We start from the raw sequence: 22,421 nt of genomic DNA on the forward strand, positions 1-22,421 counted from the left end.
CCTCCGAAAAAATGGGCTCACGCAGAGTTACCAGAGTTAGCAGAGTTGCTTGGAGGTGCAGCCGGCTCGATTCCGTTCATCCACACAAAGAGGCGGAGAAACAAAGAGCTGGTTCTTCTCCATCCCTCCTCTTGTCTGTTTGAGCAATCTGGCGGACGCTGAGATAGTCTGCTTCACGGCAAGAGAAAACTCTGCTAACTCTGGTAACTGTGCGTGAGGCCATCGTTTCCTGTGCCCACGTCGCGGATGGCGTTGACGACGAGATTGAGATGGGGCTCGTGCAGGATGGTGCCGTGGTTGCCGGTCACGGGAACCACGGTCACGCTCCCCGCGCGCGAGCCCCAGAACGCGTCCGCGGACGCCTGCAGCGGCGCCTCGGCGGAGCCTTCCGTACGGAAATAGGTCAGGTGGCCGTCCCAGGGGCGCAGGTCGTACGTGGCCTGCGCCTGCAGGTTGCCGCTGCGCACGCGGGTAAGGGAGAGGATGACGTCGGCGCGCGACTCGGGGAGCAGGCGCGCGTCGTCCACCTGGCGGATCATGGCGATCGCCATCTCCCGCGGCGGCAGGTGGCGCACCTCGTCCATGCGGATGCGCTCGCCGGCCATCCACCCCGCGTATCCGCCAATGGTCTGCATCATCACCTCCGCGGGGTCGCGCGGATCGGCTTCCATGGCCTCGGCGGTCAGCGGCGAGGTGTCCAGCATCGCCAGCAGGTCCACCGTCTCCCCCGCCGCGGTGAGTTGGCGCGCCATCTCCCACGCCACCACCCCGCCGAACGACCATCCCCCCAGCCGGTACGGCCCGCGCGGTCGAAAGCGGCGGATGGCGTCTACGTAGAACGCCGCCATCCCCTCCAGGTCGCTGATCGGCTCGTTGCCATCCTCCAGCCCCCGCGGCTGCAGCCCGTACACCGGCTGGTCCGGCGCCAGGCTCACCGCCAGGCCGCGATAACAGATCACGTGTCCGCCAGCCGGGTGCGCCAGAAAGAGCGGCGGCCGATCGCCAAAAGTCTGCAGGGCGACCAGCGGCAAGCGGACCGATCGGTCTCCCGCTTCCACCGCGCGGGCCAGCGCCTCCACCGTGGGCGCCTGCATCAGCATCCCCACCGGCACCTCGATCCCCACTTCCCCGCGCAGGCGCGCGACCAGGCGCGTGGCCAGGATGGACTGGCCGCCCAGGTCAAAGAAGTCGTCGTGCGCACCCACGCGCTCCACCCCCAGCACGTCCTGCCACACGGCGGCGATGCGCGCCTCCAGCCCCGGCTTCGGCGGGACGAACTTCGCGCCGTCCGTCCCCCCGTCGATCGCCGGCAGCGCGCGGCGGTCCAGCTTGCCGCTCCCCGACCTCGGCAGCGCGTCGATCCAGGCAAAGACGGCCGGAACCATGTACTCCGGCAGCCGCTCGCGCAGCCAGGCGCGCAGCTCCGTCCCCGCCGGCGTCTCCGCACCGGCGCGCGCGACCAGGTAGCCGGCCAGCCGCTGACCCGCCGCGCCATCGCCGCGCACGGCGACGGCGGCGTGGACGATGGACGGATGCGCGGCCAGCGCCTGCTCCACCTCTTCCAGCTCGATGCGGTGGCCGCGTACCTTTACCTGCGCGTCCATCCGCCCCAGGTACTCCAGCGTGCCGTCCTCGCGCCAGCGGCCGCGGTCCAGCGTGCGGTACATCCGCGACCCCGGCGGGCCATGGGGATCGGGGATGAACTTCTCCGCCGTAAGCGCGGGCCGCGAGGCGTATCCCCGCGCCACGCCGGCGCCCGCCGTCCACACCTCCCCCGGCACGCCGATCCCCGCGTGGCGCAGCGCGGGATCCAGCACGTACACACGCCCGCCGGGGATCGGCCGGCCGATGCCCACGCGGTCGTTCCCCGGCTCCAGTTCCGTCCAGGTGGTGTACGCCGTGTCTTCGGTGGGGCCGTACAGGTTCACCACGCGCGGCACCCCCGCCTCCACCAGCGCGCCCACCAGCGGCGGGGGCAGCGCCTCGCCCGCCAGCAGCAGGGCGCGCACCCCGGCGGGCAGGCGCCCCTCGCGCAGCAGCTCGGCCGCCGCCGTGGGCGTCATGGGGGCGGCGCGCACGGTGCGGCCGCGGGGGAGCGCGGCCAGCGCGTTCTCCACCAGCACCAGCGTGCCTCCGCGGCACAGCGTGCCCCACAGCTCCGCCACCGAGACGTCGAAGGTGACGGGGGTGGAAGCCAGTACCGCCGCGCCGTCTTCACCCAGCACCGCCGGCATCCACGCCGCCACGGCCGCCAGCGAGCGGTGCTCGATGGCCACGCCCTTGGGGCCGCCGGTGGAGCCGGAGGTAAAGATGACGTACGCCAGGTCGCGCGGGCCGGCGCGCGGCGCGGGATCGTCGTCCCGCTCCGCCTCCAGTTCCGCGACGGTGAGGGCGATGGCGGAGGACAGCTCGCCCAGCGCCGCGCGCGACGCCGCGTCCGTGATCACCCGCCGCGCGCCGGAAAGGGCGAGCGCGGCGCGGTGGCGGGGGGCCGGATGCGCCGGATCCATCGGCACGTACGCGGCGCCGGCCTTGAGGATGCCCAGCATGGACGCGATCAGCGCCGGCGTGCGCGCCATGCAGATGCCCACGCACTCGCCACGCTCCACGCCGGCGGCGATCAGCCCGTGCGCGATGCGGTTGGCGCGCCCGTTCAGCTCGCCGAACGTCACCTCCGCGTGCCCGTGGACGAGGGCGGCGGCGAACGGCCGCTCCCTCGCCTGCGCTTCGAACAGGTGATGGATGACACCATCCTCCAGCACCGCCGGTCCGCCGTCGCTCCACGCCGCGACCTGCGCCACCTCCTCGTCGTCCGCCAACTCGACATCAGAGACCGATCGGTCGCGATCGGTGGCGATAGCGGTGAGGAGGGTGCGGAGGTGCCGCGCCATCCGCCGCACCGTCTCCTCGTCGAACAGCGCTTCGGGAGCCTGCAACGCGGCGGCCAATGCGTCGCCGTGGCGCTCCACCTGGAGGGTGAGGTCAAAGATGGCGGTGCGCGAATCCATCTCGATCCGCTCCACCTCCACGCCCGGGAGAGCCAGCGACGCCGCCGGCCCGTCGGCGAAGGTGAGGATCGCCTGCACCAGCGGCGGTCGGCTGAAGTCGCGGCGCACGTCCGCCAGTTCTACGATGCGGTCGAACGGCAGCGCGCCGTGCCGCTGCGCATCCGCCACCACGCCGTGCACCCGCCGGATCAGCTCGCCCACGGTCGGATCGCCGTGCGTACGCATCCGCAGCGGCACCGTGTTGGCGAAGAATCCCACCACCTCCGCCAGCTCCGGGCGCGGCCGGTTGGCCAGCAGCGTGCCGATCAGAAAATCCTCCTGTCCCGCGTAACGCGACAGCAGCAGCGCGTACGCCGCCGCGAATACCACGTACGGCGTGGTCCCCTCCGCGCGCGCCGCCGCGTCCAGCGCCGCCGTCAACTCCGCGTCGATGCCGAACGGGTGCTTGAAGCCCTCCCAGCTCTGCAGCGCGGGGCGCGGATGGTCCGTGGGCAGGTCCAGCACGTGCGGCGCACCACGCAGTTCCGCGCGCCAGAACGCCTCGTCCGCATTCGCCCCCTCGCGCGGCTGCCGCTGGAACGCCGCCCAGTCGCGGAACCGCACCGCCTGATTCGGCAGATAGGCGGATTCCGCCGCGACGCGGGCTGCGTAGAGGGCGCTCACCTCGCGCAGCAGCACCGCCGCCGACCAGCCGTCCGCCGCCAGGTGGTGCAGGGCGATCAGCAGGTGATGCTCGTCCTCCGCCACCCGCACCAGCGTGGCGCGAAACGTCTCTCCCGCGCCCAGGTCGAACGTAGCCAGCGCCAGCTCGTCTGCCTGCCACCGCGCCTCCGATGCGGCCCACTGGTCGTCCGCCACCTCCACCCGCCGGGGCTCGAACGACGAGCCGTCGTGCACCGTCTGCACGGGCTCGCCGTCCTGCTCCGCGAACGCCACGCGCAGCATCTCGTGCCGCGCCACCACCTGGCGCAGTGCGTCGATGAGCGCGTCCACGTTCAGCGTGCCACGCAAGCGAAAGCCGAGCGGGATGGTGTAGACGGGGTAGCCGGGCGCCAGCTGCAGCACGTACCACAACCGCCGCTGCTCCGCCGAAAGCGGCGCGGGGCCGTCGGGAGCGCGGGGGATGGGCGGGGCGCCGCGCAGCTTTTCCAGCAGGGCGCGTTTGGCCGGGGACAGCGTGGCCAGCCGGTCGGACAGCTCGCTCATCGGACGGATCGGAGCGCCCGGGCGGGCGCGGAGCGGAGGGTGCTACGGAGGCAGAGGACCCGAAGCTCAGAGGATAGCGCGGCACACGCGCGGGGTCAATCGCCGGGAGTTGGCCCGCGGAGCATGTGGTAGATCAGCCGCCATAAGGATCTCGCGATCCCACTCCGACGGCAGACCGGTTGCGAACGCGCAGTCGCATGATACCGAATCCGCAAAAGCATTGGGCACGCAGAGGGAGCAGAGGAAGCAGAGAACTGCATGTAGAAACCTCTGCTTCCTCTGCTCCCTCTGCGTGAGAAGCAGTTGGGAGTACGCAGTGTATTTGCGGATCAGGTATGAGGATGAGACGCCGCACAGAGCCGGGCCGCCGAGTCCGCGCAGGCGGACTTTGTGCCGTTTTAGCCACGATTTCACTCGCCCCAGGCGGAGCCGCCGGGTCGCTCTCTGTCGCGCCTATGCCGCGCCCACAATCCGGATGCCGGGGACGATGCGCGCCGCCTCCGCCCCGGCGGCCGTATCGTCCGCATCGTCCGAAGACCAGGCGGCGGTGAGCTCGCGCAGGCGCAGGCAGTCGCGGGTGGCGCCGGCGGCAAAGAACTCGGCGCTGGCTTCGGCCAGGTGCACGCGCGCCTCCTCCAGCCGCCCCGCGTCGTGGTGCAGCAGCGCGATCTGCTCCAGCGCCTCTGCCCGTTCCAGCCGCAGCCCGGCGCGCGTGGCGAGCAGAAGCGACCGGCCCAGGTGGCCGGACGCGGCCGCCTCGTCGCCCCGGCGGCGGGCAAGGATGCCGCGAAAGCGCGCCGCCTCGGCCAGCTCGGGGGCGTTCTGAATGCGCTCGGCCATGGCTTCGGCGCGGTCCAGCACCTCTTCGGCCGCGTTCAGCTCACCCACGTGAATCAGCGGCTCAACGCGGTTGATCAGCAGCATCGCCGTAATCCCCGCGTCGCCCGTCTGCTCGGCCAGTTCCAGCGCGCGGTGAAACAGCAGGTCGGCCTGCATCCACTCGCGCACGTCCGAGGCCAGCAGCCCCAGGTTGTTGTAGCCCAGCAGCGAAGCCTGCACGCTCCCGGTGCGCACCGCCGCCGCGATGCTCTCCAGGTAGTAGGTGAACGCCGCGTTCAGGTTGCCGCGGATGTTGGCAACCACGCCCAGGTTGGCGCAGGCCAGGCCGATGAGCTCGTCGTCGCGGACTTGGCGCGCCCGCTCCAGCGCCTCTTCGTACAGGTCCGCCGCCTCGTGGATGGCGCCGGCCACGTGCCGGATCATCCCCAGGATGTTGACCGCACGCGCGGCTTCAAGCGGCAGGCCGCAGCGGTCGGCGATCTCGCGGCTCAGCTCCGCCTGCTCCTCGGCCTCCTCCAGCAGCCCCATCTCGCGAAGCATGCGCGCGGCACCGCGGGTGGCGACGGCCATCCCGTGTACGCCGCGCGCCTCCCACGCCACCGTGAACGCGTGCGCATACGCGTCCCGGGCCTGCTCACACTCCCCGGCCCGCTCCAGCGCGGCCGCTTCCGCGATCCCGTTCTGCACTTCCATGGCGTACAACCCCCGTGCTGCCTACTGCTCTTGCCGGTTCCCGCCGATCAGGTATCCGCTCAGGTGCGGGATCTCCGCCGTGACGGTCATGTTGATGCTGTCCACCCCGCTGCGCAGCGGCTCACCGACGATCTCCGTCCTTCCCGTCCGCACCTCCACGATCCGCAGGTTCCTGAACCCCGCAGCCTCGGCTTTGCAGCGGGCGTAGCTCAGGGTCAGCCGCGCCGGGGCGTCGAACCGGGTGCCGTGGGGCCGGATGTCGACGCCCGCGTAGCCGTTCGCCCGGTCCTCCACGCGAAAGCGGGTGATGCGGCGCACAGAGCCCGGCCGCAGGTCGAAGGTGTGGCCGCGCACGGTAATCCGGTCGCCGGACGCGTCCACCGAGGCCTCGGCCGCGGCGGGGTTGGCCGGCCGGCAGGGCATGAGCACCAGCGCGCCCGGCTGTGGCGACGGCGCGCCGCTGGCACAGGCGACCACCAGCAGCGGCACGGCGCGTAGCAGTGTACGGCGGTATGAAGGGAGGCGCATGATGAGGTTCTTCCGGCGTTCACGAGAAGCGCCGCGACGTTCGCCGCCGGCGCGGACGCGTCCGCGGTCGTTCTACGCGTCCATCTCCCTGTCCTCCTCATGGCAACGGCTACTCCTCCGTGCGGTTGCCGCCGATCAGGTATCCGCTCAGGTGCCGCAGCCCCGTGGTGGTCACGGTGCGCTCCTGGACGTTCACCGTGCTGGGCATCACCCGGATGATCTCCGTGCGGCCGTTGCGCTGCACCTCGACCACGCGCAGGTCCTGGAACCCCGCCGGCGGCCCGCCGCAGCGGGCAAAGCTCAGGATGAGCGTGGCGTTCTTCGCGAACGGCGTCCCGTGCGGCTCCACCTCCACGCCGATGTGCCCGGCCGCGCGCTCGGTGATGGTAAAGGTGGTGCGGCCGCTGAGCGCCTGCGGGGGCACGATGAGCGTGTGCGGGCCCACCGCGACGCTGCCGCCCCCCTCGCCGATCTCCGCGGCCCTGGACTGTCCGTTCCCCTGGCCGCACTCCACGGGCACGTACGCGCTGGTCGCCGACGGGGCCTTGCTGCACCCGGCCACCAGCAGCAGCGCCAGGGCGCAAAGCGCGGGGGAACGGAGCGGATGACGTGTGATGCGCATGAGGGAGCCCTTCACGTAAGGAGAAGGACCGCCGGCTCGTCCGCGGCGGGCGCGGCGGTAGAGGCCAGGGGAAGGCGAAGGATGAAGGTGGAGCCCACGCCGGGCTCGCTTTCCACGCGCAGCTCGCCGCCCAGCAGCTGCGCCAGGCGGCGGGAGATGGGCAGCCCCAGCCCGGTGCCGCCGCGCGTGCCGGTCACCTGCTCGAACTCCACGAAAATGCGGTCCTGGTCCGCTTTTGCGATCCCGGGCCCGGTGTCGCGCACCCGCAGCTCCATCCAGCGCACCCCGCCCGCGTCCGCCACCGGCGCCGCGGAAAGGGTCACGCCGCCGCGCTCGGTGAACTTGATGGCGTTGGACAGCAGGTTCAGGACGATCTGCCGCGTGCGGTCGGGGTCGGTGCGCACCGGCGCCGTGGCGTCGTCCAGCTGCGTCTCCAGCGTGATCCCCTTGGCCGCCGCCTGGGGCTCCACCGTCGCCATGGCCTCGGCCACCACGCCGCGCAGCCCCGCATCCACCAGGTTCACCGCCATCTTGCCGGCTTCAAGGCGGGCGTAGTCCAGGATCTCGTCCACCAGGTGCAGCAGCGTGCGGGCGCTGGCGTTGGCCTTTTCCAGTTGCGTGCGCACGGCCGGCGACACGTCGCCCGAAACGCCGTCCAGCACCAGGTTCTGCCGCCCCATGATGCCGTTGACGGGCGTGCGCAGCTCGTGGCTCATGGCGGCGAAAAAGCGCTCCTTGAGCTGCGAGGTGCGGTGCAGCTCCTCGTTGGCGCGCTGCAGCTCTTCCGAGCGGTCGGCCAGCGCCGCGTGCAGGCGCGCGTTGTTGATGGCCACGGCCGCGTGCCGCGCCAGCGTGAGCGCCAGCAGCGTGTCGCGCGCGCTGACCGGGTACGGGTCGCGGTACCCCACCACCAGCGCGCCGAACGTTTCGCCAAAGAGCGTCAGCGGCACGCCCAGCCCCACCTGCATCCCCTGCGCGTGGTGCAGCGGGCATCCCTCCGCCGTCACCTCGGTGCCGGCCTGCCCCAGCACCACGGGCTTCTCCGAGCGGATCACCCGCGCCGCGAACGGGTCGCCGTCCGGCTGCACCGCGCACGGGCGCAGCCCCACGGCCGCGGGGCAGCGCAGCTCGCCGTCCTCCACCGTCTGCACCACGGCGTAGTGCGCGCCCAGCAGCGTGCGCGCGAAGCGGGCGACCAGCGACACCACCTCGTGCGGGTCCAGCGTCTGGTTGGCGGCCAGCCCCAGCACGTCCAGCGCCTCCATCTCCTGCGCGCGCTTGCGGTAGCTTTCGCGCTCCTCGCGGGCCTCGCGCAGCAGGCGCTCGCGCACGGCCGCCTGCCCCAGCGCCGTGGCCGCCTCGTCCCACGCCTCCAGGTCCTCGCCAAAGGCGCCGGCCTCGGCCACCAGCAGCAGCGCGCCGGCGTGCGTGTCGCCCAGGGGCAGCAGCAGTGCCTCGGCCCCGGGATAGCGGCTCCCGGCCGTGGGGCTGAGCGCGGCGACGGGGAACACCTCGGGCTGGCTTACGTGCAGCGCCATCGCGCCCAGCTCCGCGGGAAGCTCGGCGCCCGCCGGGTGCTCGCACACCTGCAGCGCGGCGTCGCCGCCCATCCACACGGCGCAGTGCAGCGCCACCTCGTCGCTCACCGTGCGCACAAGCGCGGCGAAGGCAGCCTGCTGGGTAGGGCTGCGGTGGATGTCCAGGGCGAGGCGGCAGAGGTCCATCGGAGTGCGCGGGTGCAAAGGGAAGACTGCGTCGCACCCGCGAAGACGGGCACGGCACACGGCACGTTTTCTTCGCGTCCAGCAACACGAACTATGCCGCTCTGCACACTTCCGGAAAGCCGCTCCGTTGTTGGCTTCGGGCTATAAAGACGGGATAGGAGAGGGCGCGGAGGGGCCAATGTGGGACGTGTTTACCCCGATCGGTGATGAGCCTGGTGGGCGGAAAGCGACTGAAGTCGCGGCTACAAGGTCACGCTGTCCGCCTTCGCGGACACGGCCCGGGACGCATCCTGGGGGAGGTCCAGGCCGGTGCAGAACTTCAGCAGCGCCACGCGTGACCTGTCACGTTCTCGCCACCCCAAGGATCAACTCGAGCATATCTGACGGGACCGGCAACGTCACCGTTTCCGAAGGCGCGGCCGCCGATGAAGCGTCCCGGGTTCGGCAGGATCGCTCATGGCTGGTTGGTTACCGAGCTAAGACAAGACTGCTCAAGGCTTCCCCCTGGATACACCGAACATCGCTTCCAGGCGCTTGGTCAGCCTGGTCCTCAGATCAACGATCGTGGAGTAGAAAATGTGATTCAGAGACTGCAGGTCGAACGGAATCTTCTCACCCTGCCGGCTGATCAGAATCGTCGGTTTGTCTGATGCATGAGCATATCCGACCTCGTAGAAAACATTTGGATTCTGCGTCGTCGTATCCGCGATGACTACATCAGCCGTGCGAATCTGGTCCTGGAGAACGGCCAGAACATCCTGGTTGTGCTCGATGTCATCGGCCCGTTCCACCACATACCCCAGCTGTTCCGCGACTTCTCGGATTCCGATGATGTAGACGTCGTCGAATGCTTCGGAAAACGGCATCAGTACGAAGATCTTCTTCGGCCGGTGGCCCGCCGCGCTGGCGGGCGCTTGCTCTTTGTGAGGTACGCCACCGGGGGCTTTGACGTCTGCCCCTTCGCCGCTTACGCGCTTCTCGAGTTCGTCGGGGTCTACCAGCTCGATGGAGTACTTACCCGCCTCTTCACGGGCCTGTGCCGTGTACCCTGCGGCAGCCACGAGCACGCCGCGGTCGACCAATCCGCGTTGCTTTAGATGATTGACTACAGCTGCGAAGGAGTGGAGCTGCCTCGCCCCCAGGGGCTTCGAGTACATCTTGGTTTCGATCGCCGTCCGGATGATTTCACCCGACGGCGTCTTCTCCCGGGCAAGAATATCGATCGCGTTACCGGCCAAAGCGGCCTCTGTTTCAACCTCTGCTCCCAACGAGCGGTAAAGCGTTGCGATGTAGTGCTGGAACGCAAATCCCCTGGCAGACGCACCGCCCGCTGATTCCATTGTTTTTGAACTTGGCAGAGGGTAGGTAAACGTCTCAGTCGCGGAAGATGCCTACGGTCACGTTGCCGGCGGCGTCGATGCGGCCGCGGTACATGCCGGTGCTGTTGAAGGGCATGGCGACGTTGCCCTGGCGGTCCATGGCGATGATGCCGCCCTCGCCCTGCTGCGCCACCAGCTGCTTCATCACGATGCTGTCGGCCGCGGCCTGCAGCGGCAGCCCGCCGTACTCCATCAGCGCGCAGATGCTGTGCGCCACCGTGTTGCGGATGAAGAACTCGCCGTGGCCGGTGGCGCTCACGGCGCAGGAGCGGTTGTTGGCGTACGTTCCCGCGCCGATGATGGGCACGTCGCCCACGCGGCCAAAGCGCTTCATCATCATCCCGCCCGTGGAGGTGCCGGCGGCCAGGTTCCCCCGCTGGTCCAGCGCCACCGCCCCCACCGTGCCCCACTTGCGCTCGTCCGGCACCGCGTAGCCGCTGGTGCGCCCGGCGCGCGCCGCGCTGTCGGCGCGCAGGCTGTCCTGCATGCGCATGCGCTCCCACTGCGCGCGGCGGTTGGGCGTCCAGAAGTAGCTTTCCTCCACCATCTGCAGCCCGTTTTGCCGCGCGAAGGTCTCGGCCCCCTCGCCAATCATCATCACGTGCGGCGAGCGCTCCATTACCGCCCGCGCCAGGTCGATGGGGTTGCGCACCGTGTGCAGCCCCGCCACCGCGCCCGCCTTGAGCGTGGCGCCGTCCATGATGGCCGCGTCAAGCTCGATGCGCCCGTCCGCCGTGATCACCGCGCCGCGGCCGGCGTTGAACAGCGGGTTGTCTTCCATCACGTTGATGGCCGCCTCCACCGCGTCCAGGCTGGTGCCGCCGCGCGCCAGCACCGCGTGCCCCGCCCGCAGCGCCTCGGTGAGCGCCGCGCGGTACTCCGCCTGCCGCTCCGGCGGCACGCTTTGCGGCGTCATGGCGCCCGCGCCGCCGTGAATCACCATCCCCCAGCGCGGCGGCGCCGCCATGCTGCCCCCCACGTCCGTGGGCCGCACGCCGGACAGCGGCTGCGGCTGGGATTGTGGCTCCGGCGCCGGCGTGCAGGCGGGGATCGCGGCCAGCGCGGCCATCCAGAACAAGCGTGCGGTGCGGCTCATCGTGCGTCCTGTGCGGAGTGGATGTAGTCGCTCCCAATCTGCGCGGCGCGCGTGGCAGGCACAACGCCAGGTCGATACATCGTAAAGGCGGGATGGCGGGCCGATAAAGTCGCGTACACCAACGCAGAGGGCGCGGGGGAGCAATCTCCCCCGCGCCCTGCACCGCGTCCCTGGATCCCCGCAGGCTCGCGGCGCTCCCGGTCAGTCTTCCTCGAACGTGACGTCGATGAAGTAGCCGCTGCCGCTTCCGGTCGTGGGAAAGTACCCCGCAGTGCCGTAGTAGCTGTAGTCCGCCACCAGCGCGCCGTTGGTGATCGCGCCGTTGTCGAAGAAGCCTCCGGTTTTGGCCTGGTAGGTGTTGGTGTTCACCGACACGCGGTAGTACGTGTTGGCGCTGATGCACACGCTGCTGTCGATGGGCGGACCCAGGAGAGGCTGCAGGTCCAGCGTGCGCCAGCCGGAGCCGTTGAAGCTGTCGGCGATGCGATCCGTGTAGAGCGCCGTTCCGCTGTTCGTCCAGACCGTAACGTAGTTGGTCCCGGTTTCACCTACCGCCTTGTAGAAGTGGAGTTTGCGGATGCAGCCGGGGGTGGTCGCGTAGAATCGCGTGGCCACCTCGTAGCCGGGTGACGCGCTGACCGTCTGCGCAGGCGTCCCGAAGCCGAAGATCTGCCACCGCTGACCGGAGGAGAAGCTGGGCGCTCCCGGTTCGACGGGATTGTGGCTGGTGTCGGCGCAGGCGCTCAGCACCAGCGCGGCGGCTGTGATGAGGAGGATACGTTTCATGATCTGTTCTCTCCTGTGATGGATGGTCCCTGAATCCGGGCCCCCACCCCAGCCGCGCCCCCTCCCGGCCCGTCCCCGGCACACCGGGTGTATTCGTACAATAAATGCGAAAATCCACAACTGCAACAGTCTCAGAAAACGATTCAGCGCATCGGCTCGTGGACAGCGACACGGATTGCACACCGAGACAGAGCGCACCAGCGTGCCCACCCCGTTCACCCGTTCACCCGTTCACCCGTTCACATCGTCTGGCGCCCCCCACGGTGGAGCGTAGATTGTGCTTGCGTTCCGCGGGAACTTCGTGCTTCGCGGACTGGTAGCAGCTGCCCGCGTCCGCCGCCGCTGCGACGGCGCGGCGCAATCCGGCACTCACGGCTGCCCCCGCGGCCGGCGACGCGCCCATCTCCCCTGCATCCCAAGGCGAGTCCCATGAACCAGCTGCACCGCGCCGCGCTCGCGGCCTGTCTGCTGTCCGCGCTTCCTCTGAGCCTGCACGCGCAGCCGGGCACCGAGCCCATACAGGTGGGCCAGAGCGTCAACGGCTCCCTGAGTGCGGGCGATCCGCACGTGTTTGGCCGCGGCGCCTTTCGCGCGTACCGCTTTCAGGGCACCGCCGGGCAGCGCGTGGTGGCCACGCTCAATTCCACCGACTTCGACACCTACCTTATCGTGGGGCGCGTCGTGGGCCCGCTGATGGACGAGCTCAAGAGCGACGACGACAGCGGCGACGAGACCAACTCGCGGCTGCGCGTTACCCTGCCCGAGGACGGCACCTACCTGGTGGTCGCGCAGTCGTTCTCCGAAGATGGCGCCGGCGCCTTCAGCCTGGGCCTGCAGGCGGCGCCGGAGCCCACCACCGGCCAGGCGCGCCCCATCACTCTGGGCACCCCCGTCACCGGCGAGCTCACCGAAACCGACCTGACGCTGGAAGACGGCGGCCGCATCTACGACGTGTGGACCTTCCGGGGCCGGGCGGGCCAGCGCGTCAGCGTGCAGATGGGGTCGGGCGAGTTCGACACCTACCTGGACCTGGGGCGGATGGAGAACGGCCAGTTCACCTCGCTGAACACCGACGACGACAGCGGCGAAGAGGGCACCGACTCGCGCCTTAGCCAGCTTCTTCCGGGCGACGGCGAGTACGTGATCCGCGCCAGCTCCTTTGGCGACCAGGGCGGCGCGTACACGCTGAGCGTGGAGGAGCGCGTGATGCGCGCCCCCGCCAACGCGCGCCCGCTGCAGCCCGGCCAGCAGGTCACCAGCCAGCTGGATGAAGACGATGCCGTGCTCGAGGCCGACGGCTCGTTCTACGAGCTGTGGAGCTACGGGGGCCGCGCGGGCGAGCAGCTGCGCATTCGCATGGACTCCGAGGCGTTCGACACCTACGTGGCCATCGGCCGCACCGACGGCGGCGAGTTCGACGAGATGGCCACCATGGACGACGGCGGCGACGGCACCAACACGCTGCTGGAGATCACCCTCCCTGAAGACGGCGAGTACGTGATCCGCGCCAACTCCTTCAGCGCCGAGCAGACCGGCGACTACACCCTCGTCGTCGAGTCCACGCGCGACCCGTGACGCCGCGGACGGTTCCGCATTGAGACGAGGCCCCCGTCGCGGCTGCGGCGGGGGCCTCGGTGTTTTCGAGAGAAGGAAGAACGGCGGGTGTGGGCGTGTCCCCCGCGAGCGGGGGCCGGGCTGCGCGCGCACCAGGGCACGATACAACTGTGCCCAGGTGCGGCGAGCCCCCGGCGCGTCCAGCTGTGCCCCGTCCCCGCCGCCGCGGTGGTGCGCCGGTGTCTCGCCCCTGCGGGCGCGCATCCCTCACGCAACGGCCGCACGCTCGACGCTGTCGGCCATCCAGCCGATACCTCAGCCCTGAAACCACTCGCGTGTGCGGATGGAACGACGCGGCCGGGACTCGCAATGACAATCATCCCCACAATCCAGCCATCTCCCTCGCATGGAACCAAGCCCAAGCGCGAAGAACCAACTCCGTTGACTCCGTTAACTCCGTGTGAGGCCATCTTTTCAAGAACCCTCAGCACGCCACGATGCCAGCCACGACAACAACGGCCCTCCCCGGGCAATCGGGAAAGGGCCGTCATCAAACGAAAACGTTCGTGCGATCAGCCGCCTTCGGACGAGGCCAGGCTCAGCGTCCAGAGCCAGTCCCGGCTGGCGCGCGACACCGCGATGGTGGTCTCGGGCTCGCCGCCGATCTTTACGCGGATGTAGCGGTAGTTGGTGGGCACCGTCACCGTGTAATCCGCGCGCGAGGCGGACGTGTTGCGCAGGCGCAGCCCGTCCTCGAGCGGCACCAGCGTTTCACCCGTGCGCCCGGCCACGATCTGGCCCTCGGCCTGGGTGGTGTTGCGCACCCAGATGGTAACCGCCCCCACCCGCTGGCGTGAATCCACCTGCAGCAGCACGTAGTTTCCCGAGGGGTTGAAGCGCACCGGCGCCGACATCCCCGGCGGCAGCCCGGGCGTCCGTGCCCGCCCGCCCGACGCCGTGGCCGCGCCCGGCTCCGTCTCCGCGCCGGCCGCCGAATCAGCCGGGGGCGCCGCGGCGGTGCGCTCCAGCGCGGGGGGCACCACCGGCACCGTCTGGGCGGTGCGTTCGGACCCGCCCAGCCCCAGCCGCTCCGCCGCGCGTCCCATCCAGGCCCGCCCGGGAAGGGTGCCAAAGGCCACCGTAAGCAGCATGGCGATCATGGCCGCCGCCGCCAGGCTGCCGCGGCTTCCCCATCCACGCGACGCGCGGGTGCGGAAGCGCGCGCGCTCCACCGCCGCCATCGCCAGCGCACGCCGCTCGTCGGCCACCGGCTCGTCCACCGCGCTCACCCACGCCGAAAGCGCGCCCGCGCGGGCCTGCATGGCGGCCATCCGGGCCGTGCAGTCCGCGCAGCTTTCCAGGTGGCTGGCCGCCCAGCGACTTCGGGCGCGGTCCATCTGGTGGTCCATGTATGCAATCAGGTCGCCGTCCTCCAGGTGCTGGGGGCGGGACCCTGCGGTCAAGTTCATTTCAGGCTCTCCGAGTTCGGGGCGAGCTCGTTCGACAGCTTGTTGAGCGCTCTCGCCAGCATGGTGCCCACCGAGCCCGTCGTGGTTCCTACCGCGACCGCGATCTCGTGGTGGGCAAAGCCCTCCTCCCTCATCAGCAGCACAGTCCGCTCCTTCCACGACAGCCGGTCCAGCGCGGCGCGCACCAGCGTGCGGCGCTCGCCACGCTCGGCCTCGGTGTCGGGCAGCGCCGGCACGTCCCCCAGCGGGGCGCGGTCCGGCGACGCACTCAAAAGCTTCAACCAGCGCGCACGCGCACGGGCCGTGTCGCGAACCACGTTGGTGGCTACCGCGAACAGCCACGCGCGCAGGTGCCGGTCCTGTGGCGGCCGTTCGACCAGGCGGACAAACGCCTCCTGGGCGGCATCGGCCGCCAGGTCGGAGTCGCCCGTAAGGCGCACGAGGTACCGATACAGCGCGTCATAGTGCTCCGTGAAGAGCTGCGTGACGTTGATCCGCTGTTCCGGCGAGGGCGTAGCAGGGGACAAAAGTTTTATCCGTCCTTGAGCCGTGCGCTCAACTGGCCGGGGTGGAACGACCGGGCCGGCCCGATTCTGACCGGCGGGTAGACGGGAGGGTCCCAAAGGGCCCCGGGGAGGCGGGGCGCGGGGTTTTCACCGCGCCCGGACATCAACCTAACGCCCCGCGCCGCCCGGCGGGAGGGGATGCGCACCGCGCCGCGCACGTTCCCCATCCGACGTTTCGCGCGCGGTCATCCGGCAGCGTCCGCCCGGCGCAGCTCGTTCACCCGGCCGTGCGCCAGCCGCGTGGTCTCCGGCTGCCGGTAGCGGTCCGCCAGTCGCAGCACCGTCGCCACGGCGGTCGGAAGGTCCATCCGGTGCCCGGCCGAAACGTACAGCGGCTTGGTCCTGGACCGCGTCCGCACCACCATCCCCACCGTCTCGCCCTCGTGCACGATCGCCTCGGTCGCGCCGCGCTCGTCGCCCAGCGGCGCGTGGCTGCCGATGAACGGGTTCTTGGCGCAGCCGATGCTCGGAACGTCCCACAGCACCCCGCCATGGCACGCCAGCCCGAAGCGGCGGGGATGCGCATAGCCGTGCCCGTCGAAGACCACCAGGTCGGGGCGCACGCGCAGGGCGTCCCAGCACGTCTGCAGCGGCGGCAGCTCGCGAAAGGAAAGGTAGCCGGGAACGTAGGGAAAGCGCAGTTCCGCCGCCGCCGTCGCCTCGTCCACCGTCCGCATCGTCTCCATGTCGATGACGACGATGGCCGCGTAGCCGTAGTGCTTGAAGCGCTCCATCGACACGTCCGCGCCGGCTACGAAGCGCGGCGCGAAGTTGGCCGGCGGCTGCATCACCAGCCGCTCGCGCAGCGACTGCTGCACCGCCCGCGCCTCGGCCACCGTCATCTCCCAGCGCGAGGGAGCCGAAGGTGGCGTATCCGTGTCGCCCATCCATGCACTCCGTTTACCGGGGGAGGGAGAAAATCCACGAAAATCATGGCATCCTTCCGCCCCCGCCGGCAAGCAGGCGAAGCACCATGCTGGCCGCTTCGTCGCGCACCGGTAGACGGGACGCAACAAGGAATTATCTTGCGGAATCGGCCCTGCTACACGCTGCCACGCCCTTACGCGGGAGACACACCCATGGAGCGAACCCGGTTCATCGAGCACCAGGGAAAGCGGATCCTGCTGCTGGACTACTCCGGGGTGCGCGACCCCGCCGAGACGCTGCGGGAGATCGAGCACTCCCGGGCGGTGGTGGCCGGCCAGCCGCCGGCGTCGCTGCTGGTGATGACGCTGGTGCGCGATGGCCGGTACAATGCAAGCGTGCTGCAGGGGATGAAGGACCTGGCCGCCCACAACGCTCCGTTCGTCAAGGCGAGCGCGGTGGTGGGGATGTCGGGCCTGCACCGCATCGCCTACCAGGCCGTCATCCTGTTCTCCAAGCGCAACATCAAGGTGTTCGAACAGGAGTCCGAAGCACTGGACTGGCTCGTTACCCAGGCCTGAGCGGCCGCCGAAGGAACGCACTCAGGGTACAGAGGAACAGGGATCAAAAGAGAGGAACAGAGGAAGAATGAGGGGATGCCGATCGATTCCCCCCCTTCATTCCTCTGTTCCTCTGGCCCTTCGCTGTTCCTCTCTGTACCCTTCCTCTGTTCTGCCTCGTTCGGCACTGTCTCGCCACGGGACGAGGTGGAGCGGTCAGGGCACGCTCCCTGCCCGTCGAGCGAGCAACATCCACCGAAACCCATCCACCCGAAAGGAGCCGGACGTACGATGGCGGAGATCGACGTGACGCGCCGGGGCCCGGGGCCGCGGCCCTGGATTCTAGGCATTCTTCTGCTGCTGGCGCTGGCCGCGGCGGGCATGTGGCTGCTGGACGAGCGCGGCGACGACCGCACGCTGGACGGGGTGTCGGCAGAGGCGGGATAAGGGGCGCGGGCGGGGTCGCGTGTCATAAGGACGGCAGCCGGAGCGTTGGCTGTCACGGCCGCCCAAAGCCTGTGGGGGCAAGGGTACAAGAAGTGCGTAACCTTGGCCCCCGGAAAACACCTCAGCGTTCCCAGCCACCGGCGCACCCCAGTGCACGCCGGACGGACCGCTGTGCAAGGCGGTTCGACCCATTCACGGCAGGCACGAGGAGTCACCATGTCCGCACCCGCACGCCCGTTGGCCCGCCTTGCCGCCGTACTGGCGCTGGCGGCCGGGGCGATTGCCCTGAGCGCCGCACCCGCGCCGGCGCAGTACTTTGGAAGAAACAAGGTCCAGTACGAGACCTTCGACTTCCGCGTGCTGCGCACCACGCACTTCGACGTCTACTTCTATCCCGAAGAAGAGCAGGCGGCGCGCGACGCGGCGCTCATGATCGAGCGCTGGTACAGCCGGCTTAGCCGCGTGCTGGAGCACGAGTTCGAGGAGCGCCAGCCGCTCATCCTGTACGCCAGCCATCCGCACTTTCAGCAGACGGTCGCCCTGGGCGGCGACATCAACGAGGGCACCGGCGGCGTGACCGAGGCGTTCAAGCAGCGCATCATCATGCCCGTGTCCAACTCCTACGAGGAAACGGACCACGTCCTGGGCCACGAGCTGGTGCACGCCTTTCAGTACGACATCAGCGGGTTCGGGCGCGCGGGCGCCGGGCTTGAAGAGGCGGCGCGGCGGTTCCAGGTGCCCGGCTGGTTCGTGGAGGGAATGGCCGAGTACCTGAGCGTGGGCCCGGTAGACCCGCATACGGCCATGTGGCTGCGCGACGCGGCGCTCACCGGCCGCATTCCCACCATCGAGCAGCTTACGTACGACCCCAGCTTCTTTCCGTACCGCTGGGGACAGGCGTTCTGGGCGTACGTGGGCGGCCGCTGGGGCGACGCGGCGGTGGGGCAGATCCTCAAGCAGGTGGGCCAGGGCGTTCCCTACCCCGACGCGTTTCAGCGCATCCTGAACGCGTCGCTGGAAGAGATCGTGGACGACTGGAGCACCAGCATTCGCCGCACCTACCTGCCGCTGCTGTCGGAGCGCCGCGAGGCGCGCGAAGAGGCCACGCCGCTCATCACCTTCCGGGGCGAGGGCGGCCGGGTGAACATCGCGCCGGTGGTTTCGCCCGACGGCAAGCTGGTAGCGTTCCTGTCGGAGCTGGAGTTTCTGGACGTGGAGATGTACATCGCCAACGCCGAGACGGGTGAGATCGTCCGCCGGCTGGTGCGGGGCACCGCGTTCGACCCGCACTACGGCAGCCTGCGCTACATCAACTCGGCGGGCACCTGGTCGCCGGACTCGCGGCGCTTCGCCTTTAGCGCGCTGCGCAAGGAGCGCGACGTGGTGGTGATCATGGACGTGCAGCGGGCCGACCGCCTGAGGGAGTTCGAGATCCCCGACGTGAGCGAGATCACCAACCCCACCTGGTCGCCGGACGGCAACACCATCGTGGTGTCGGGGCTCAAGGGCGGGATGAGCGACCTGTACGCCATCGACGTGAACACGGGGAACACGCGGCAGCTCACCAACGACCGCTTCGCGGACCTGCAGCCCATGTTCTCGCCCGACGGGCGCACCATCGCGTTTGCCACGGACCGCGGCGAGACGGACTTCAACACGTTCACCTTTGGCGAGTACCGGCTGGCGCTGATGGACGTGGCCAGCGGGCAGATCCGCACGCTGGAGTCGGCCGGCGGCAACCAGCGGGTGGTGGGCAAGAACATCAACCCGCAGTGGAGCCGCGACAGCCGGGCGCTGTACTTTATCAGCGACCGCACGGGCATCTCCAACGTGTACCGGATGGACCTGCAGTCGGGCGCGCTCACCCAGGTGACCGACCTGTTCACCGGCGTGAGCGGCTACACGGACCTGAGCCCGGCGCTTTCCGTGGCGCAGAACGCCGACCGGCTGGTGTTCACCGCGTACGAGCGCAGCGGCTTCAACATCTACTCCATCAGCAACCCGGCGGAGCTGGCGGGGACGGAGCCGGTGCCGCTGCAGACGGCGCAGGCGGGGGTGCAGGGCATTCCGCTGGCGGCGCTGCTGCCGCCCGTGCCGCGCCCCGAGGAGGCGCCGTACAACCGGGTGCTGCTTGCGGTGAACGAGTTCCAGACGGGGCTGCCCGACACGGAGACGCAGTCCACCTGGGCGGTGATCCCGTACCGCCCCCGCGTGTCGCTGGACTACCTGGGGCAGCCCAGCGTGGGCGCCACGGTCAGCACGGGCGGCTTCAGCCGCGGCGGGCTGTACGGCGGCATCTCGGGCATCTTCAGCGACATCCTGGGATACCACAACATCTTCGGCACCATCCAGGCGCAGGGGCAGATCGACGAGATCGGGTTCAGCGCGCTGTACCTGAACCAGAAGCACCGCTGGAACTGGGGCGTGGCCACGCAGCGCATCCCCTACATCTACGGCGGCTACGGCGAGGGGCTTACGCAGGACCGCAGCGAGTACGTGGTGCAGCAGGTGCTGCTGCGCTACTTCGACACCAGCCTGAGCGGGGTGACGCAGTACCCGTTTTCGCAGGTGCAGCGGATGGAGTTCACGGCCGGGGCGCGGCGCATCAGCAACGACCGGCAGGTGATGGAGCTGGTATACCGCCCGGTCTTTGACGCCGACAGCAACCTGGTGGGGCTGGAAGGCCCGTCGGGGCAGCGCCGGCGTGAGATCGAGGGAAGTGCGTTCAACATGGCCGAAAGCTCGGCGGCGCTGGTGTACGACGCCACGCTGCAGGGGTACACGTCGCCGTTCGCGGGGATGCGCTACCGGTTCGAGGTGGCGCCCACGCTGGGCAGCCTGCAGTTCACCACGCTGACGGCCGACTTTCGCCGCTACCTGTTCCTGCGTCCGTTCACGCTGGCCTTCCGCGGCATGCACATTGGCCGCTACGGCCGCGACGAGCACCAGGTGGGCGCCATCTACCTGGGGTGGCCGTTCCTGATCCGCGGCTACGGCCGCGACAACCTGGCCGATTCCTGCCGGCCCACCATCGACACGGGCGGCGGAACGGAGTGCGACCTGTACTTTGACGAGCTCAAGGGCAGCCGCATCGCGCTGACCAACCTGGAGCTGCGGATGCCGCTCATCAGCCAGCTGGTGGTGGGGAACCGGCTGGGCCTGCCGCCGGTGGAGGGCTTCGTGTTCGCCGACGCGGGGATCGCGTGGGGCAGCGTCGAGGGCAACCAGGGCCAGGTGATCGAAACGAACTTCAACTTCCGCCGCGGCGTTCAGCCGGAGATCAGCGAGCGGGGGATCGTGACCAGCGCGGGCGTGGGCGCGCGGGCCAACCTGTTCGGCTACTTCGTGATCGAGGCGGTGTACGTAAAGGCCTTCGAGCGTGAGAAGGGCTTCCACTGGCAGTTCTCGATGCAGCCCGGGTTCTGACGGACGGAAGCGCGAGAGTGCGAAAGTGCGGGAGTGCGAAAGTGGCACTACCGCACGTTCGCGTTTTTGGGGGATGGGAGAAGGAGCAGAGGCGACCGTCAAAAGCCCGGCGGAGGGATGGCGGTTGGATGAGCGGACGGGTGGCGGATGGATGGATGAGCGGATGGATGGGTGAGCGGATGGATGGATGAGCGGGTAAACCCGCTGCTGGGAAAGCGATAAGCCCCGTCCGGCTCGTTACACTCGCCGGACGGGGCTTCAACCGCTAGGGTCAGCAGGGGCCTGCGCGCGTGGTGGGTGCGGAGGTGTGGACGGGCACCGTAGCCGCAGAGGCGCATCGCACGAGGGAACGGCCGCCGTTTCGCCCCACCTCGGGCTAAAGCCGGGGCTAGAACAGCCATAAGCCCCGCCCTGGGCTCGCGGAGCTCGCCCGGCGGGGCTTCACCTGCTCGCATCATCGAGGGCCTTCGCGCGGCGTGGGTGTGGAGGCGACGACAAACACCGAACAGCGCAGGGCATCGAGGGGTGTGGGCGACGTTTATACCCTCTCCCGCGTGCGGGAGAGGGTGCGAGCCTAAGCGAGCGGGTGAGGGCCCCCGCGGGTGCGGCGCAATCCCTCCCCTCGCACTAACGCACTTCCGCACTCACGCACTTTCCTTCCCCACACTTTCGCACGTTCGCACTTTCGCACTATCTTCCCGCGCATGACTGAGCGCCCATTCACCGAAAGCCGCGAGCAGCGCCGCCGGGCAATCCTGGAGTCGGCGGTGCGGGTGTTCGCGGAGCACGGCTTTTTTGCGGCGCGCATCCGCGACATCGCCGCGGGGGCGGGCGTGGCCGAGGGGACCATCTACCTGTACTTCGAGGGCAAGGACGACCTGCTGCTGACCGCCTTTCGCGAAAAGGTGAACGAGTTCGTGTCGGCGGCGCAGGAGGTAATGGGGTCGGACCGGCCCTTTGAGGAGCGGCTGGCGCGCTTTGTCCAACTGCAGCTGGAAAGTATCGAGGGCGAGCCGCAGCTGGCTACGGTGCTGCTGCTGGAGTCGCGGCAGAGCAGCAAGTTCTACGGCGGTGCGGTGCGCGACGTGCTGCGGACGTACGCGCAGGCCATCGACACCCTGATCGCCAGCGGCGTGGAGCGCGGCGAGCTGCGGCGCGACACCGAGATCCCTTTGGTACGGCGGATGCTGATCGGCGCGCTGGAAGAGGTGGAGCTGGAGTGGCTGCTGGGTGAGCGCACCCGCCCGCTGACCCCCGTGGCCCCGCGCTTCGCGGCGGCGTTCCACCGCGGGATCGCCGCGGCGGGGTAGGCGCTGGACAGGCGGAGCCCGAATCGCTAGGTTGTTCGCCCTGACCCGGCAAAACGCGGGCGGACGCAATCGGAACCAGCCCGCGCGCGGGCGTGGCGGAGCAGAACGAGCATGGCTGACCTGAACGTCGAGCGCACCACCACGCACGAGGTGGTCGAAGAAGACTACGAAAACTGGGAGATCGCCCTCTGGCTGGTGGGCATTCTGGCGATTCCCGGCGTGCCCATCCTGATGGTGGTGTTCCTGACGCCCTGGAGCGGCCTGTAAGCCGATCACGCGCAAGAGGTTCGAGGCCCCCGCTCGTCGTGACGAGCGGGGGCCTTTCCTTGCCATCGCGGGCCGC

17 protein-coding genes are annotated in these 22,421 nt (G+C 69.6%); 6 read left to right on the top strand and 11 right to left on the bottom strand.

The window, feature by feature from the left end:
• Window positions 1–194: 194 nt before the first annotated feature.
• From ACOJUJ_RS06665 to ACOJUJ_RS06700, 8 genes are all read right to left on the bottom strand, one after another.
• Entirely contained in the window at window positions 195–4,214 is a 4,020-nt protein-coding gene (locus ACOJUJ_RS06665) for a non-ribosomal peptide synthetase (RefSeq protein ID WP_420126072.1), read from the bottom strand.
• A 453-nt stretch (window positions 4,215–4,667) separates the two neighbouring features.
• A complete protein-coding gene (locus ACOJUJ_RS06670) occupies window positions 4,668–5,747 on the bottom strand; it encodes a hypothetical protein (protein ID WP_420126073.1) in 1,080 nt (359 codons plus the stop codon).
• Between the two features lie 21 nt (window positions 5,748–5,768).
• A complete protein-coding gene (locus ACOJUJ_RS06675) occupies window positions 5,769–6,275 on the bottom strand; it encodes a hypothetical protein (RefSeq protein WP_420126074.1) in 507 nt (168 codons plus the stop codon).
• A 109-nt stretch (window positions 6,276–6,384) separates the two neighbouring features.
• Entirely contained in the window at window positions 6,385–6,897 is a 513-nt protein-coding gene (locus ACOJUJ_RS06680; protein WP_420126075.1) for a hypothetical protein, read from the bottom strand.
• 11 nt (window positions 6,898–6,908) lie between these two features.
• Complete coding sequence (locus ACOJUJ_RS06685; RefSeq protein ID WP_420126076.1) at window positions 6,909–8,621, bottom strand: ATP-binding protein; 1,713 nt, start codon at window positions 8,619–8,621, stop codon at window positions 6,909–6,911.
• A gap of 491 nt (window positions 8,622–9,112) precedes the next feature.
• Window positions 9,113–9,961, bottom strand: a complete 849-nt coding sequence (locus ACOJUJ_RS06690; protein WP_420126077.1) for a restriction endonuclease — start codon at window positions 9,959–9,961, stop codon at window positions 9,113–9,115.
• A gap of 34 nt (window positions 9,962–9,995) precedes the next feature.
• Window positions 9,996–11,096 carry an isoaspartyl peptidase/L-asparaginase family protein gene (locus ACOJUJ_RS06695; protein WP_420126078.1) on the bottom strand — a complete coding sequence of 367 codons (1,101 nt, stop codon included), beginning with the start codon at window positions 11,094–11,096 and terminating at the stop codon, window positions 9,996–9,998.
• Between the two features lie 201 nt (window positions 11,097–11,297).
• Window positions 11,298–11,882: a DUF4082 domain-containing protein gene (locus ACOJUJ_RS06700; protein WP_420126079.1), complete on the bottom strand. Its 585-nt coding sequence runs from the start codon at window positions 11,880–11,882 to the stop codon at window positions 11,298–11,300.
• A gap of 429 nt (window positions 11,883–12,311) precedes the next feature.
• Between ACOJUJ_RS06700 and ACOJUJ_RS06705 the strand changes: the two genes are divergently transcribed.
• A complete protein-coding gene (locus ACOJUJ_RS06705) occupies window positions 12,312–13,457 on the top strand; it encodes a PPC domain-containing protein (protein WP_420126080.1) in 1,146 nt (381 codons plus the stop codon).
• A 551-nt stretch (window positions 13,458–14,008) separates the two neighbouring features.
• Here ACOJUJ_RS06705 and ACOJUJ_RS06710 read toward each other — a convergent pair.
• The 3 genes from ACOJUJ_RS06710 to nfi all read right to left on the bottom strand — a co-directional run bounded on the left by ACOJUJ_RS06710 (window position 14,009) and on the right by nfi (window position 16,358).
• A complete protein-coding gene (locus tag ACOJUJ_RS06710) occupies window positions 14,009–14,905 on the bottom strand; it encodes an anti-sigma factor family protein (RefSeq protein ID WP_420126081.1) in 897 nt (298 codons plus the stop codon).
• Entirely contained in the window at window positions 14,902–15,432 is a 531-nt protein-coding gene (locus ACOJUJ_RS06715) for a sigma-70 family RNA polymerase sigma factor (RefSeq protein WP_420126082.1), read from the bottom strand. Before ACOJUJ_RS06715 ends, ACOJUJ_RS06710 begins: the two co-directional genes overlap by 4 nt.
• 224 nt (window positions 15,433–15,656) lie before the next feature.
• Window positions 15,657–16,358 carry a deoxyribonuclease V gene (gene nfi, locus ACOJUJ_RS06720; RefSeq protein ID WP_420126083.1) on the bottom strand — a complete coding sequence of 234 codons (702 nt, stop codon included), beginning with the start codon at window positions 16,356–16,358 and terminating at the stop codon, window positions 15,657–15,659.
• Window positions 16,359–16,550: 192 nt separating this feature from the next.
• Between nfi and ACOJUJ_RS06725 the strand changes: the two genes are divergently transcribed.
• The 5 genes from ACOJUJ_RS06725 (at window position 16,551) to ACOJUJ_RS06745 (ending at window position 22,345) form a co-directional block, all read left to right on the top strand.
• A complete protein-coding gene (locus tag ACOJUJ_RS06725) occupies window positions 16,551–16,916 on the top strand; it encodes an STAS/SEC14 domain-containing protein (RefSeq protein WP_420126084.1) in 366 nt (121 codons plus the stop codon).
• 270 nt (window positions 16,917–17,186) lie between these two features.
• Window positions 17,187–17,342: a hypothetical protein gene (locus ACOJUJ_RS06730; protein WP_420126085.1), complete on the top strand. Its 156-nt coding sequence runs from the start codon at window positions 17,187–17,189 to the stop codon at window positions 17,340–17,342.
• A gap of 216 nt (window positions 17,343–17,558) precedes the next feature.
• Window positions 17,559–20,768: a peptidase S9 gene (locus tag ACOJUJ_RS06735; RefSeq protein WP_420126086.1), complete on the top strand. Its 3,210-nt coding sequence runs from the start codon at window positions 17,559–17,561 to the stop codon at window positions 20,766–20,768.
• Between the two features lie 704 nt (window positions 20,769–21,472).
• Complete coding sequence (locus tag ACOJUJ_RS06740) at window positions 21,473–22,078, top strand: TetR/AcrR family transcriptional regulator (protein ID WP_420126087.1); 606 nt, start codon at window positions 21,473–21,475, stop codon at window positions 22,076–22,078.
• Window positions 22,079–22,189: 111 nt separating this feature from the next.
• Window positions 22,190–22,345 carry a hypothetical protein gene (locus ACOJUJ_RS06745; RefSeq protein WP_420126088.1) on the top strand — a complete coding sequence of 52 codons (156 nt, stop codon included), beginning with the start codon at window positions 22,190–22,192 and terminating at the stop codon, window positions 22,343–22,345.
• Window positions 22,346–22,421 lie beyond the last annotated feature (76 nt).

This window comes from Longimicrobium sp. (assembly GCF_048594345.1).
In the GTDB taxonomy this organism is placed as follows: domain Bacteria; phylum Gemmatimonadota; class Gemmatimonadetes; order Longimicrobiales; family Longimicrobiaceae; genus Longimicrobium.